Source organism: Micromonospora trifolii, from assembly GCF_022229005.1.
Classification (GTDB): Bacteria; Actinomycetota; Actinomycetes; order Mycobacteriales; family Micromonosporaceae; genus Micromonospora; species Micromonospora trifolii.
This window is the reverse complement of record NZ_JAKKFD010000034.1, coordinates 191,715-206,080: the sequence shown is the minus strand read 5'-3', so window position 1 is coordinate 206,080 and position 14,366 is coordinate 191,715. Positions and strand designations below refer to the sequence as shown.

Below are 14,366 nucleotides of genomic sequence, written 5' to 3'. Positions count from 1 at the left end.
CGAGGGCGGCAGGCGGCGGCTCATTCCGTGTGCTCCGGGGGGCCGCCGGCGGCCTGTCATTCCGGGTGCCCGGAGGGCGGCAGGGTGGGCACCGCGTGCAGCAGGTCGCGGGGGTCGTAGCGGCGCTTGGCGTGGCGCAGCCGCGCCCAGTTCGCGCCGTAGGCGAGCCGGACCCGGTCGGTCTCCTCCGGGGCGAGCAGGTTGGGGTAACCACCGGGCAGGGCGTGCGGGGCGAGTGCCGCGGAGGTCCGCTCGGCCCACTCGCGGTGCGGGCCGGCCTGGTCACCGGGCGCCCACACCGCGATGATCTCGGCCATCAGGTGGTCGGTGCGCAGCCCGAACGCCGTGTCCACGGAGCGGACCCGGGTGGCCGCGCCGTGGAAGTGGTGCACGGCCAGCGCCGAGAACGGCGAGGTGACCTGCCGGGCGGCGTCGACGAGCGTGTCCACAGCACCGTCGGTGAGCGCTGGCAACCACCGGGTCCGCAGCAGGTAGTGGTTGCCGTCGACCATCCCGCCGTCGAACATCCGCAGCGCGTCCGCGTACGGCATCGGGCCGATCTGGTCGACCAGCGGGGTGCCCAGCGCGCGCAGCCGGTCCAGCCACGGTGCCCCGGCGGCCAGGTCCGGGCCGCTGTAGAACGGGCAGACGAAGATCACCGGCTCGCCGGCCGGGCCGGGCAGGAAACCGGCCATCACGGTCAGCTCGTCCGGGGCCTCGGCGACCAGCGCGCCGTAGCCGCGCAGCACGGCCGGCGCCTCGGAGAGCGCGAACATGATCATGCCGGCGAGGACGCCGGGAAGCCGGTGCGCGCGGAAGCGCAGCTCGGTGACGATGCCGAGGTTCCCACCGCCGCCGCGCAGCGCCCAGTACAGCTCGGCGTCGTGCCGGGGATCGGCGGTGACCCGGCGGCCGTCGGCGAGAACCACCTCAGCGCCGAGCAGGCTGTCCAGGGCCAGACCGAACCGGCCGCACAGCGGGCCGTACCCGCCGGCGAGGGTGAGCCCGGCCATTCCCACGGCGTCGACAACGCCGGTGGGGACCACCAGGTCGTACGGGCGGGCGGCGGCGAGCAGCTCGGCCGCCGTGGCGCCGCCGCCGATGGTCACCGTGGCCGCCTCCGGGTCGACCCGCACGACCCGCAGCCCGGTCAGGTCGAGCACCAGAGCGCCGTCGCGCAGCGCCCGGCCGGCCCAGTCGTGACCTCCGGAGCGGACCGACAGGGGCAGGTGGCACCGGGTGGCGACGCGGACCGCCTCGGCCACCTCGTCGGCGTCCTGACAGTGGGCCACCAGCGCGGGCGTGCGCGCCACAGCGCCGTTCCAGAGCCGGGTGGTGGCGGCGTAACCGGGATCGCCCGGCTCGTGCAGCCGGTCGCCGAGCAGGGCACGCAGTCGGGCGGTGGCCGACGCGACATCGGGGGTGGCGGCGGAGATCATGGCGACTCCTCGACCGGGGCCGACCCACGACACCGGGTACGCCCCGGCGGCGGCCCGCGCTGGGCGCGACCGTAGCACCGGCAGGCGGGCGAGCGCCGTCGCCATCACGACAGCCACCGATGGACGGGGCTCAGCTGCCCGCCTTGACCAGCGGGAACTCCAGGGAACCGGCCGGGCAGAGGAAGGTCAGCACCTCCACCCGGTAGAGCCCGGCCTGCACCGCCGGGTCGGCCTCCAGCACGCTGCGGACGTCGTCGACGCTGCCGGTGCGGGCCAGCCCGAAGCCGATCGGCGGATCCGGCTCACGCGCCGGCCCGTCCACTGAGCCGGCAACCAGGACGATGCCGCGTCGCTGCAACGCCTGCATGTGTTCGGCGTGCTCGGCCTGCAACCGCTGCACGGTCTCCGGGGGCAGGGCCCGCCCGGCCGCGCCGGGATAGATCACTATGCACTCGTACGTGTCGAGCGCGAAGTTGACCTGCGGCACTCCCATGGGTGCTCCCTCCGCCGTCGCGCCGGAACGCACCGGCTCCGGCCAGCGTCGCACGGACACCCCTGTCGTACCGGGCGCTTCCCGGCAACTCGGCTCGGCGCGCTGGCGGCGTGTCCGCGCCCACACTCGGCCGACCGCCGGCATGACGGCGGGGTTCCGGGGGATGATCCATCGGTGGCGGGTGGGCTCTTCATGCCCGTGCTGTCCACGCCCGCCACGACGAGACGATTGGGGATCGGGCAATGGCGACAAATATCAGTGAGCAGCCCGCGAAGGCGTCCGGCACGTACCGGATCGGTGGCGACGTCACAGTCAACCGGCTCGGCTACGGGGCCATGCAGATCACCGGCCCGGGTGTCTGGGGTGACCCGAAGGACCCGGCCGAGGCGGTTCGTGTGCTGCGCCGCGCGGTCGAGCTGGGCGTGACGTTCATCGACACCGCCGACTCGTACGGGCCGTTCGTCTCGGAGACGCTGATCAGGGAGGCGCTGCACCCGTACGCCGATGACCTGGTGATCGCGACCAAGGCCGGGCTGAGCCGCTCGGGCCCCGGCGACTGGCGTGCGCTGGGCCGCCCGGAGTACCTGCGCCAGCAGTGTGAGCTGAGCCTGCGTCACCTCGGCCTGGACAGCATCCCGCTGTACCAGCTGCACCGGATCGACCCGAAGGTGCCGCTCGCCGACCAGCTCGGTGAGCTGGCGCTGCTGCGGGAGGAAGGCAAGATCCAGCACATCGGGCTGTCCGAGGTGAGCGTCGCGCAGATCGAGGAGTCCCGGGCGATCACCACTGTCGCGTCCGTGCAGAACCTGTACAACCTCGCCAACCGCAGCGCCGAGGACGTGCTGGAGTTCTGCGAGCGCAACGACCTCGCGTTCATCCCGTGGTTCCCGATCGCGACCGGTGAGCTGGCCCGCCCGGGCGGCCCGCTGGACGCCATCTCCACAGCGCACGGCGCGTCGCCCGCGCAGCTCGCGCTGGCCTGGCTGCTGCGCCGCTCGCCGGTGATGCTGCCGATCCCCGGCACGTCCTCGGTGGCGCACCTGGAGGAGAACGTGGGCGCGGCCGACGTGCGGCTCACCGACGACGAGTTCGAGTCGCTCGCCAAGGCGAGCTGACCCACCGGTCCGGACGCCGTCGGTTCAGTCGGCGGCGTCCGGACCGGGCTCCCGGGCGGCGCGTAGCGCCTCGGTCGCCTGGGCCAGCAGCCGAGCGGAGTCGGTCCGCCCGCTCACCTGCAACTCCACTTCGGTGTCCCCGGCCTGGATCCGGATGCTGGCCTCGGTGCGCTGCTGGTCGACCCAGGACTGCAACAGGTTGAACAACCCCGGGAGCAGCCCCTGGGCCAGCACCGCGATGATCACCGCGTCGCTGAAGCCCGGCCGGCCCCCGCCACCTCCGGATGGACGGACCACCGGCCGGTACTCGGGGCGGCGGTGGATCCAGGTCAGCAGGTCGACCGACGGTGGCTGGCGCTGCCGGGGGTTGATGGTCAGCCGGACGGGCAGCCGGGCTGCGGCGTCGCTGTCGGTCACTGTCGGTCTCCCGGTCAGTTGGTGGCGGGTCGGAAGGCGACGTCGTCCCCGTCGGCGGTGGCAACGCCCGCGACGGTGAACGCGTCCTCGTCCTTGAACGGTGAGCTGGTGCCGAAGTAGGTGGTGGTGCCGCTGACCTCGACGGTGCCCTGGGTCTGGGTCGGGGTGGAGACCTGGGCGCTGGCCGGGCCGGTGAGTTCGACGGCGATCTTCGGATACTCCAGGATCTTCCAGGTGACCTTCTGGGGCGAGCTGGAGCCGCTGTAGTAGCTGAACGGGCAGCCCGGCGGGTTGGTCGCCGTCTGCTTGGCGCACTCGTCCAACCAGGCTCGTACCCGCGCCTCGACCGCCTCGATCGCCGCAGGCTTGAGCACCGGAGCCAGTTGCAGAACAGCGGCGGTCTCCCCCGGGCCCACCAGCACTGTCGCGCTCGGTGTCTCGCTGAGGGCGCTGGACGGGCCGGTCGCTGTGTAGCCGCCGGGCAACAGCACCACTGGCGGGCCCTCGGTGGCGACCGGCAGCTCCACCCCGTTGAGCCGTACCCCGGGGTCGGCGATCGCGGCGTTGAGCGGGGTCGGCCCGCCACTCAACCGCCAGCCGTGGAACAGCCCGGCGGTGGTCTCGTCCTCGCGGCGCAGGGTGAGGGTGGTGGTCTCCCGCGCGTCACCCAGCCGGTACGCCACTGTGGCGGTGGCGCTGTCGCCCTCGCGCTCCAACGAGCTGATCTCGACGTCGGTCGGTGGTCGGTAGCCCTTGCCGCGCAGCAGTTGGGCGAGCAGCTTGGTGTCGGCGCCGCTGCCCTGGTCGGTCAGGTAGCCGAGCGCGGCGTCGCTGTCCCGGTCGGCGAGCGCGGCGAAGTAGCCGTCGATCGCCGCCTGGGGGCGGAAGAACGCCCACTGCACCACGCCGAGCCCGCTGGTGCCGAGGCAGGCGACCAGTGTGAGGGCGCCGACCAGCAGCCAGGTGCGGCGGGTGCCGACCGGGCCGGCGGAGTTGAACAGCTGGTCGACGGTGACGGGCTCGGTCGCACCGGTGGGCGCACCGGCCAGCGACGCCCGCTCCAGCGCGTCGAGCCGCAGCTCGTGCGGCGGGTGGGTGGCGCAGACCGCCTCGTCCCAGCCGCTGCGCCCGGTCTCGAAGGACAGCCGGCGTTCCAGGATGCGCCGCAGCCCGTCGACGTGCCCGGTGAGCACCGCGCCGAGGTCGGCCCGGTACTCGGCGGCCCGCACGTCGCGGGCGTGCAGCGGCAGCACCACGTACCGCATGGTGAGCAGCACCGGCCAGAAGAACACGAAGACCACGAAGTTGGTGCCCGGGTGGGGGAACGTCCGCATCAGCCAGGTCGGCAGGGCGTGCGCGAGGGTCAGCGGCAGGCCGACGCCGCGGACGAAGGCGCTGGTGATCTCGTCCCCGGTGCGCCAGTGCACCAGCTCGTGGCTGAGCAGGGCGGCGACCTCGTCGTCCGGTTCGGTCAGCACGGCGGTGGTGACGACCACGTGCCGGGCGTACGTGCGGGCGTTGCTCAGGACCGGGTCGTCCTCCATGAGCAGCCGGGGCACGCTGGGCAGGCCGAGCCGCCGGGCGCAGTCGTCGAGCACGGGGCGCAGCCGCGCGTACTCGCGGCGGCTGGGCTGGCGCGCACCCGAGACGACCAGCAGACGTGGTTCGAGCAGCACCCGGTAGAGCGTGTAGAGGACCCCGATCAGCGCCGCCGCGATGACAGTGCCGATCAGGCCGGTGAGCAGCGCGAAGGGTTCGTCGGCGACGCCCAGCCAGGGCAGCGTCAGCACGACGAGGAAGCCGACCAGGAAGCCGATGGCGAAGCCGGCCACGCCGCCGAGCAACCCGCCGGAGCGGGTCAGGAACGCCTCGATCAGCGAGCCGATCAGCGGGGCGTCGCGCAACGCCTGGGGCACCTGGTCGTCGGCGCCCGACCCGATGGCGAGGAGCCCGGCGACGCCGAACACGAGACCGCCCCAGAACGCCAGGAGCAGCGCGACCGGCAGGTAGAACCAGGTGGCGACGAACGCGCCGAGCACACCGCGCCAGTCCCGCAGGATCCCGGCGCGCAGCCAGACCAGCGCGCTGGGGTAGCCCGGTGGGCGGTCGGCGAACCCGCCGGTGGGCGGCGGGGTGTCGGCCGACGGCGGTTGGGCGGCCCGGACGTCGAGCTGCGGCACTGTCGGCGGGGTGTTCTCCGGCGGCACTGTGGGCGGCTCGGTCATGAGCGCTGCTCCTTCTCGGAGGATGGCGTCCACTGTCGGGAATGGACAGCCGGAGCAGGCTATCGAGGACATCTGATGTCTGCCATACCGATTCGCGGGATCGTCGCGCACCCGACACTCACCGTCGCGGGTCCGGTGCGGCGGTCCCCTCCGGGACCGCCGCACCGGAACGGATCAGAGCGCGAGGCAGTTGGGTCGCACCGGGCCGTCGACCAGGGCGCCACGCACGATGGTGTACGCGGTGCCGTCGAGCACCAGACCCAGGTGCCCCACCACCCGAAGCGGGCAGTACGCCTGGACCAGCACGTTCGTCGCACCGTCGTTGACGGCGGCGTTGCCGGTCGGCCGGACCAGCTCGTCCTGCAAGGTGCGGATGGTGGTGTAGCGCACCGCACCCGGGGTGTCGTCGCCGGCGTTCAGGTCGGCGAGGAACGCCGAGCCGATGGTCATCTGCTGGCAGGCCACGACGCCGGCGCAGCTGCCCAGGCCCAGGAACGCCACGATGTTGGCGACGTACGTGCCGTACTGCGGTGTGCCCAGGCTGACGTACCGGCCGACGGTGGCGGTGCCGCCGAGCCGCTTGAGGTAGTACCGGCTGACCAGGCCCCCTTCGGAGTGGGCGACGACGTCGACAGTCGCCGCGCCGGTGCTGGCGCGTACCTGGTCGACGTAGCCGGCGAACGCGCGGGCCGAGGTGGGGATGTCGCCGAGGCCCAGCCCGGGCAGCTGGTAGATGAAGGTGCGGTAGCCGTCGGCGCGCAGGCGGGCGGCGATCGGCTCGTACGCGACGGCGACGCCGCTGAGCCCGCCGACCACGATGACGGGGTTGGCCGCCGCGGCGGCGAAGGGTGTCGTGGAGGCGGGGGCGGGATCGGCGGGGGCGGCGGTCGCCGTGGCGGCGGACGCGAGCAGCGCGGCGGTGGCGAGGGCCAGGACGAGGGCGGTCTTTCGGAGCAGCATCGCTGCACCTCCGGGGGGAGGCACCCGGCGAACCGGGCAGGTGGGTGGGGGTGTCCGGTCGACCGTGCGACGATCATCCCCGCAACAATTCAGAAACGTCAATGACTTGTTACGCGCCGGTAACCCGTTGTTCCGGCGGGGGCGTAAACGGTCATACCGCCACGCTCCATATCGGACGCCGATGGTGACTGGCATGCTGTGGCCGTGGCTGTCGACGAACCCACCGAGCGCGAGCTGCGGGTGATGCCGTGGTGGCTGGTCCTGGTCGGCCTGCTGGTCGCCATCGCCCTGGGCTGGCTGGTGCTGGACCTGCTGCTCACCGAGGCCGACCGGGCCAGCCAACCGGACACCCGCGCCACGCTGCGCATCGACGCGATCCGCACCGGCCTGACAGTCGTCGCCGGCACCGGCGGAGGGCTGGCACTGCTGCTCGCCGCCCGGCGCCAGTGGATCGCCGAACGCGCGCAGCGGCACCAGGAGGGCGTCGCCGCACGGGACCAGGTGCACCGCGACCGGGTGCAGGCGCACGCCGAGGCGGTGGCCGAGGTCGTGCAGCGCCACCAGGACCGGCAGTCCGGTGCCGCCGAGCACGACGCAGCGGAGCGTCGACTGACCGAGCTCTACACCAGGGCGGTCGAGCTGCTCGGCAACGACAGCGCGGCGGTACGACTCGGCGGCCTGCACGCGCTGGAGCGCCTCGGTCAGGACAACCCGGGGCAGCGCCCGACGATCGCGGCGGTGCTGTGCGCGTACCTGCGGATGCCGGCGCCGGACGGCGAGCCGCGCGAGACGGAGGTCCGGCGCAGCGCGCAGCGCGTGCTCACCCGGCACCTACGCGCGGACGACGCGGCCCACTGGCCGGAGCTGAGGCTCGACCTGGCCGGCGCCACGCTCGTCGACTTCGACGCCGCCGGCTGCATGCTCGTCGACGCGAACTTCACCGATGCGGTGTTCACCGGCACGACCACCTTCGCGGGCGCGACAGCCCAGGGGCGGCTTCTGCTCGGGGCGGCGGCGTTCGACGACGTGGTCTTCGGGGGGCTCACAGCCGAGGGCGAGGTCATGCTGGACGGCGTACGCGTCGGCGGTGAGGCCAGCTTCGACGGCGCCGCGTTTCCCGACGGCCTGTCCTGCCGGCGAGTCAGCTTCGCCGGCCCGACCTCGTTTCGCCGGGTGACCTTCGGCCAGCCGACCAGCTTCGACGCCACCCGCTTCGAGGAATCCGCCAAGTTCCGGGAAGCGGTATTCGACGGCGCGCTGTCGATGGAGCACACCGAGTTCGGCCGGTCGGCAGCCTTCCAGTCCGTCCGTTTCACGAAAATGGCGCTGTTCCGCTGGACGGTGTTCGGCGCGGAGGCGCTGTTCGACAGGGCCCGCTTTCTCGACGCCGCGAATTTCGGCCGGGCCCGGTTCCACGGCATGGCCAGCTTCCGCGACACGGAGTTCGGTCGGCCGCCGCAGGTCGAGCAGGCCCGGGCGGTGGCCGACCCGGGCCACCGTTGGCCGGCGGGCACGACTGTGGAACGCCTCGACGACGAGTGGCTGCTGCTGGTCGACCGCTGACCGGTCGGGTGGACGTCAGCGCGGGGCGGCCGGTGGGGGCGTCAGCGTGGCGTGACTGGAGGGCGCAGGCCGTCCAGGGCCACGCCGAGCACCCGGTCGCGCTGCTCGGGTGACGGGAACTGGGCCATGGTGAGGCCGCTGATCAGCCGCACCACGTCGTCGAAGCCGATGTCGTTGCGGACCACGCCGGCGGCCTGCGCGCGACGCATCAGCGGCTCACCAGCGGAGAAGATCTCCGCCCGGCAGCTGGTGAAGATCTCGGAGTCGTGCAGCAGTTGCTCGGCGAGCGCCCGCTTGGTGGCGACGTACGCGACGAAGCGGTGCAGCCAGGCGACGAGCGCGTCCCAGGGCGGCAGCTCGGCCAGGCCCTCGGCGGAGTGGCACAGCGCCCGGACCTCCTCGACGTAGACGGCCTCGAAGAGGTGCCGCCGGGTCGGGAAGTTGCGGTAGAGCGTGCCGATGCCCACGCCGGCCCGACGGGCCACGTCCTCCAGGGACGCGGCGGCGCCGTTCTCGGCGAACGCCTCACGCGCCGCAGTGATCAGGGCGTCGTAGTTACGCCGCGCGTCGGCCCGCTTGGGCCGCTGGGCGAAGACCTCGGGCGCCTGCCCTGCGCTGGTCATGACGTGCGTCACCTCACCCTGGTTGCATCCGGAGGAAACCCTCCGCTAGCTTAGTGGAGGCACCCCTCCGGAATCCCGGAGGCCTGCCTCCGGTTACTCTACCTCGGGACCCGCCCGATCGTCGCCTGGCCACCCCGATCGCCCGGACCCCGACAGACCTCCCGTCACAGACGACGGGCGACAAGCCTTCATTCCCGTACGTAATCAGGGAGTCTTCTCTCGTGGCAGTGACCTCCCGACGCGGCTCGCGTCGGCTCACCTTCACCGTGCTCGCGGCCGGCGCCGGGTTCTTCGCGATGCTCCAGTCGCTGATCACCCCGGTGCTGCCGACCATCCAGCAGGACCTGCACACCTCCCAGAACACAGTGACCTGGGTCCTGACCGCCTACCTTCTCAGCGCGTCGATCTTCACGCCGATCCTCGGACGCGTCGGCGACATGGTCGGCAAGGAGCGGATGCTCGTCGTCTCGCTCGCCGCCCTCGCCCTCGGCTGCCTGCTGGCCGCCATCGCACCGAACATCGGCGTCCTCATCCTCGCCCGGGTCGTGCAGGGCATCGGCGGAGCGGTCTTCCCGCTGTCGTTCGGCATCATCCGCGACGAGTTCCCGGCCGCACGGGTCTCCACAGCGGTGGCCGCCATCTCGGCGATCGTCGCCGTCGGCGGTGGCCTGGGCATCGTGCTGGCCGGCCCGATCGTCAGCACGCTGGACTACCGCTGGCTGTTCTGGATCCCGATGGTCGTGGTCGGGCTGACCGCCGTGGCCGCGCACCTGTTCGTGCCCGAGTCACCGGTCCGCACCCCCGGCCGCATCGACTGGCGCGCCACACTGCTGCTCTCCGGCTGGCTGGTCGCGTTGCTGCTGCCGATCAGCCAGGGCGTCACCTGGGGCTGGACCTCCCCCCGGGTGCTCGGTCTGCTGGCGCTGGCAGTGGTGCTGCTGGTCGGCTGGCTGGTCACCGAACTGCGGTCCAGCAACCCGCTGATCGACATGCGGATGATGCGCCTGCCCGGCGTCTGGACGACCAACCTGGTCGCCCTGCTCTACGGCGCGTCGATGTTCTCCGTGTACGCGTTCCTCCCCCAGTTCCTGCAGACCCCGACCGCCGCCGGTTACGGCTTCGGGGCGAGCATCAGCCAGGCCGGTCTGCTCATGCTCCCGATGGTCAGCGCGATGTTCGTCGCCGGCGTCATCGCCGGGCGACTCCAGGCCGTCTTCAGCGCCAAGGCGCAACTCGCCACCGGCGCCACGTTCAACGTGGCCGCCTCCGCGATGCTCGCCACCGCGCACGACACCCGCTGGGAGGTCGCCATCGCCGGTGGCCTGGTCGGCCTCGGCATCGGCCTGGCCTTCGCGTCGATGGCCAACCTGATCGTCGCCAGCGTGCCCGCCAGCCAGACCGGCGTGGCGACCGGCATGAACGCCAACATCCGCACCATCGGCGGCGCGATCGGCGCCGCAGTGGTCAGCGGCGTGATCACCGCCAACCCGCAGGCCAACGGCCTGCCCCGGGAAGCCGGCTTCACGATGGGGTTTCTCGTCCTCACGGCGATCGCCCTGGCCGCCGCGCTCGCGGCCCTCGCCGTCCCGTCCGCCCGGCGGGCGTCGGCCGGTCGCCGGCCGTCCGCCGCGACGATCGTCGAGTCGGAGCTAGCCGGCGAGTTCGCCACCATGCCGGCGACCCGCTGAGGGAACGTGTCGCAGCCCGGGCGGTTCGCCGCCCGGGCTGCCCCATGCTCAGGAGTACGCTGACCGCTCCCCCACCCACCGACCGTCGTCTTTCAGGATGAGCCCATGTCCGAGTTGCTGACCGCCGACCGCATCGACGAGATCGGCGTCCTGGGCCTCAAGAGCCCCGACCCGGCCGCGTTCGTCGCCGAACTGGTGGGCGCCGTCGACGAGGGGCGGGTCGCGGACCCCGACGACACCGGTTACGCCCTGCTGGTCGCCGCGGACATCCTGGGACAGGCCGGTGACCTGGCCGACGCGCTCGCCCTGGCCACCCGAGCCATCGCCGAGCAGCCGGACGACAACGCGCACGCCCGAGCGGTGCGCGGCGGTCTGCTGCTGCGCCTCGACCGCTCGGACGAGGGCATGGCCGAGCTGACCGCCCTGCGTCCGTTGCTGGAGACCGACCCGGCGGCCACCTATCTGATCGACGAGCTGGCCGAGTCCGGCCACACCGACACGGCGTTGGAATGGCTCACCGGGGCACTGGACGCCATCCTGGAACGGACCCGCGCCCAGCAGCACGAATCCGAGGACGCCCAGGACGAGGCCGCCGCCATGATCTACGGCCTGGCCCAGCGGCGGCACGACCTGCGCGAAGAGCAGGGCCTACAGCACGACGAGTACGACAACCTCGCCGACCGGCTGCGCGCCGCGAGCACCCACGCGCTCGACGCCCTCGACGACGGCCCGGCCACGCTGCTGTTCTGGCCCGAGGCGGAGTTCACCGCGCTGCTGCTGCGCTGGCCCACCCTCATCGACAGCTACCCCGCCACCTGGGACGAGCACCGCGCCCAGATCGAACGCGCCCTCGTCGACGCTTCCGGGATGGGCGGCGCCGACCTGGGCGTGGTCGTCGGCACCGTCGCCGATCTGGCGGCCTTCGCCGAACGCACCGGCAGCGACCCCACCAGCGAGGAAACCCTCGACGAGTACGCCGACAGCCTCGACGAGTCGGGCGTGACAGCCTGGCCACCCGGCCGCAACGACACCTGCTGGTGCGGGTCCGGCGCCAAGTACAAGAAGTGCTGCCTGCCGCGCTCGCGCGCCTGACCCTCCCCCGCCGGCTCGGTCCTTGCGGCCCCGGGAGGCCATGTCCCTGGAGAGCCTGATGTCTGTGAGTCATCACGATGACTCACAGACATCACGTTCGACCACAACCGCCGGCACCCTCTTGAGCGCCGGCCACCGCATAAGCCCCGCGTATGATCGACACCCCGCTCGACCGTCCGGGCTCGACGATGGAGGCGATGGCGTGACCACACACGAGCAGCGCGAGACGGTCGAGGACAGCCCGGTCGGCTGGGTCGCCAGCCACATCCGGCGCTACGTACGGACCGACGGCGCGGACGGCGGCACCTTCCACGGCGTACCCTCGCTGCTGCTCATCACCCGCGGACGCCGATCGGGCCAACTGCGTCGCACGGCCCTGATGTACGGGCGCGACGGCGACAACTACCTGCTGGTGGCGTCCAACGGCGGCGCGGCCAAGCACCCCGCCTGGTACCTCAACCTGAGCGCCGACCCGGCGGTCGAGATCCAGGTCGGCGCGGAACGAATCACGGGTCAGGCCCGGACCGCGACCGGCGAGGAGCGCGTCCGGCTGTGGCCGGTGATGACGAAGGTCTTCCCGACGTACGCCCGCTACGCGAAGGAGACCGACCGCGAGATCCCGGTCGTCGTCATCGAGCGTGATTGATATGACCCATCGCCGGCGAGGGCTAGGGTGACAGCAGGTAAGCACCCCACTCCGGCAAGGAGGACCGTCGTGCGCCGCATTGTCACCGCCATCGCACTGCTCGGGCTGTCACTCACCGTCATGCTGGTGCCGACGCCGGCCAGCGCGGCAAGCACCGTCGAGGTCACCTCCGCGACCCTGGTCGCCCGCGGCGTCGCCGTGGACATCACCCTCACCGTGACCTGCCCAGCCGGTCTGTCCGGCGCCACTGAGCTGATCGTCCGGCAGCGGTCGGGCGACCGGGTCGCCTACGCAGGCGGCTGGGCGCCTCTCAACAGCTGCACCGGCGAGCCGCAAGCCGTGACCGGGCGGGCGTGGGTGGAGGGCGGCGGGCTGGTCCTGCACAAGGGTGTCGCTCTGATCAGCGGAGGATTCGAGCTGTGCAACCAGGACGTCTGCGACTACCCGAACTTCGAGCAGACGTTCCGCATCACCCGCTGAGCGAGCGGCCGAACGGTCGTCGTCCGCCGCCGATCACTAGCGCCGCCCCGGGTGACCGGATCAGGCGCGCCCGTCACCCGGCCGCCTCAATAGCGGCCTCCACCTTGTCCAGGTAGTTGAACCACCACTCCCCCTCGTTGGGCTGAGAGGCTGCGGCGAGGAGATTGGCGGCGACCACGAACACCGCACTCACGCCGCCTGTGGTGCTCGGGACTCGTGGCGGATTGCCCGTCGCCACGGCGGCCAGGATGGCCTGCACGTCGTCTGCGGAGACCTCGGCCCATCGTTCCTGATGAGCGATGTTAGGCGAGAGTTGGTCTATCTCGTGGGTCGAAGGCAGGCCATCGTGGACCTCGAACAGAACGGCGGCGTTCACGGCCAGCGTCAGTTCTACTGCCTTGGTCAACGTCTCCTGACTGGCACTCAAGGCGTCCAAGGCGCTGTCGAACCTGTCAGAATCACGGTGCACAGCAGCGTCCAGGACAGCTCTGACCAGAGCCTCTACCTGCTCATTGATCTTCACGGCCCCGCCCTCCGTCTCGGTGCTTCGCTCTCCACGCCTTGAAAGATCCGGCTGCGGCAGCAGCAGCCAGCAGAGTACCTGCAAGCGCCTTGACGATCGTGGGCAAGAATTCTTGAAAGCTCGCGTACGCGGCAGCCGTGGCCGAGGTCCACCACCCGATCGACTCGCTGCTGAGATGCTGACGGCGCGGTGCCGGCGGCGCTGCTTGGTTCCGGTTCGCGCTGTCGAATCGTCGAGGGACCGCAGACCTGATGACTGGCTTCACCACAGCGGGTGGTTGGTGGATTGCGCTGCCACCACCCGTGGTCAGTTTCCCAGCGCTCGAACCTTGGCGATCGTCTCCTGCACGTGCTGCTTGGCCGGGTCGCCGCCCTGGGACGCCTGCGCGAGCGCCTGACGGTACGAATCGATCATGCCGACCAGCGGGCCGGCGGCCACACCCTCCAGCGCACCAGCGACGAGTGCCCGTGCCTCGGCTGCATCCTGTGCTGCCGCTGCGGTCTTGGCCTTCGCCTCGTCCAGCTTCTGCGAAGCCGCCGCCAGCCTCGCGATGATCTGTGCTGCGCTCACGCGCACCTCCCCGTGGTCGACCATCACCTCCACCACCGCACCGGCGGAGACCACATGGGAGCGTACGAGATCCGCGCACCCAGCGCGACCGGCCGCTTGCTCCCGGGTCATCTCGTGGACAGTGATCACCCCAGCGAGCGGCTTCGACGGACTCTGTTCCCTGAACCCTGACCGGGGATGCATGACGATCGAGATCTTGGACAGTTTCCGTTAGCTCGTAACGGAAACTGTCCAAGATCTGGAGTGACGCCACGAGATTGAGGCGGTTCAGCGCTCGGCGACGAACACGCCGACGCCACCGACACCTTCCACCAAGCCCTCGATCTTGAGCGCGTTAATGGCCTGACGAACGACGATGGCCGAGACGTCGTGCTGACGGCACAGCTCAGACGTCGAGGGCAACTTGTCACCCGGCGCAAGTTCGCCGGACTTGATCTGAGCGCGGATGCCGTCGGCGATCAGCGCCCACTTCGCTTTGGCGGGCATTGGTGTCTCCCAGGTCTGCCCTGCCATTCGATCACGAGGAACTTTG

At 71.7% G+C, this 14,366-nt stretch carries 15 protein-coding genes; 6 read left to right on the top strand and 9 right to left on the bottom strand.

Annotated features, from left to right (window positions below; genetic code table 11):
• Positions 1-56: 56 nt before the first annotated feature.
• A complete protein-coding gene (locus NIE79_RS21215) occupies positions 57-1,439 on the bottom strand; it encodes an FAD-binding oxidoreductase (protein ID WP_238680211.1) in 1,383 nt (460 codons plus the stop codon).
• A gap of 130 nt (positions 1,440-1,569) precedes the next feature.
• Positions 1,570-1,932: a YciI family protein gene (locus tag NIE79_RS21210; RefSeq protein WP_196925445.1), complete on the bottom strand. Its 363-nt coding sequence runs from the start codon at positions 1,930-1,932 to the stop codon at positions 1,570-1,572.
• Positions 1,933-2,174: 242 nt separating this feature from the next.
• Between NIE79_RS21210 and NIE79_RS21205 the strand changes: the two genes are divergently transcribed.
• Complete coding sequence (locus NIE79_RS21205; protein WP_238680210.1) at positions 2,175-3,047, top strand: aldo/keto reductase; 873 nt, start codon at positions 2,175-2,177, stop codon at positions 3,045-3,047.
• A gap of 24 nt (positions 3,048-3,071) precedes the next feature.
• Here the strand turns inward: NIE79_RS21205 and NIE79_RS21200 are convergent, their stop codons facing one another.
• From NIE79_RS21200 to NIE79_RS21190, 3 genes are all read right to left on the bottom strand, one after another.
• A complete protein-coding gene (locus NIE79_RS21200) occupies positions 3,072-3,464 on the bottom strand; it encodes an effector-associated constant component EACC1 (RefSeq protein ID WP_238680209.1) in 393 nt (130 codons plus the stop codon).
• 14 nt (positions 3,465-3,478) lie between these two features.
• Positions 3,479-5,689 carry a M48 family metalloprotease gene (locus NIE79_RS21195; protein WP_238680208.1) on the bottom strand — a complete coding sequence of 737 codons (2,211 nt, stop codon included), beginning with the start codon at positions 5,687-5,689 and terminating at the stop codon, positions 3,479-3,481.
• 174 nt (positions 5,690-5,863) lie between these two features.
• Positions 5,864-6,649: an esterase/lipase family protein gene (locus NIE79_RS21190; RefSeq protein ID WP_238680207.1), complete on the bottom strand. Its 786-nt coding sequence runs from the start codon at positions 6,647-6,649 to the stop codon at positions 5,864-5,866.
• Between the two features lie 204 nt (positions 6,650-6,853).
• On the opposite strand from NIE79_RS21190, the gene NIE79_RS34050 reads away from it, so the two are divergent.
• Positions 6,854-8,212, top strand: a complete 1,359-nt coding sequence (locus NIE79_RS34050) for a pentapeptide repeat-containing protein (RefSeq protein WP_238680206.1) — start codon at positions 6,854-6,856, stop codon at positions 8,210-8,212.
• 41 nt (positions 8,213-8,253) lie between these two features.
• On the opposite strand, the gene NIE79_RS21180 is transcribed toward NIE79_RS34050, so the two are convergent.
• The gene (locus NIE79_RS21180; protein ID WP_238680205.1) at positions 8,254-8,835 is read right to left on the bottom strand and encodes a TetR/AcrR family transcriptional regulator; all 582 of its coding nucleotides are present in this window, start codon (positions 8,833-8,835) and stop codon (positions 8,254-8,256) included.
• A gap of 221 nt (positions 8,836-9,056) precedes the next feature.
• Between NIE79_RS21180 and NIE79_RS21175 the strand changes: the two genes are divergently transcribed.
• The 4 genes from NIE79_RS21175 to NIE79_RS21160 all read left to right on the top strand — a co-directional run bounded on the left by NIE79_RS21175 (position 9,057) and on the right by NIE79_RS21160 (position 12,741).
• On the top strand, positions 9,057-10,523 hold the full coding sequence (locus NIE79_RS21175) for an MFS transporter (RefSeq protein WP_238680204.1): 1,467 nt from the start codon (positions 9,057-9,059) through the stop codon (positions 10,521-10,523).
• A 105-nt stretch (positions 10,524-10,628) separates the two neighbouring features.
• Entirely contained in the window at positions 10,629-11,615 is a 987-nt protein-coding gene (locus tag NIE79_RS21170; RefSeq protein ID WP_238680203.1) for an SEC-C domain-containing protein, read from the top strand.
• Positions 11,616-11,817: 202 nt separating this feature from the next.
• Entirely contained in the window at positions 11,818-12,261 is a 444-nt protein-coding gene (locus NIE79_RS21165; RefSeq protein WP_238680202.1) for a nitroreductase family deazaflavin-dependent oxidoreductase, read from the top strand.
• 69 nt (positions 12,262-12,330) lie between these two features.
• Positions 12,331-12,741 carry a hypothetical protein gene (locus NIE79_RS21160; RefSeq protein WP_238680201.1) on the top strand — a complete coding sequence of 137 codons (411 nt, stop codon included), beginning with the start codon at positions 12,331-12,333 and terminating at the stop codon, positions 12,739-12,741.
• A 73-nt stretch (positions 12,742-12,814) separates the two neighbouring features.
• Here the strand turns inward: NIE79_RS21160 and NIE79_RS21155 are convergent, their stop codons facing one another.
• The 3 genes from NIE79_RS21155 to NIE79_RS21145 all read right to left on the bottom strand — a co-directional run bounded on the left by NIE79_RS21155 (position 12,815) and on the right by NIE79_RS21145 (position 14,347).
• On the bottom strand, positions 12,815-13,264 hold the full coding sequence (locus tag NIE79_RS21155; protein WP_238680200.1) for a hypothetical protein: 450 nt from the start codon (positions 13,262-13,264) through the stop codon (positions 12,815-12,817).
• A gap of 306 nt (positions 13,265-13,570) precedes the next feature.
• A complete protein-coding gene (locus tag NIE79_RS21150) occupies positions 13,571-13,945 on the bottom strand; it encodes a DUF6244 family protein (protein ID WP_238680199.1) in 375 nt (124 codons plus the stop codon).
• A 156-nt stretch (positions 13,946-14,101) separates the two neighbouring features.
• Entirely contained in the window at positions 14,102-14,347 is a 246-nt protein-coding gene (locus tag NIE79_RS21145; protein WP_088949319.1) for a winged helix-turn-helix domain-containing protein, read from the bottom strand.
• Positions 14,348-14,366 lie beyond the last annotated feature (19 nt).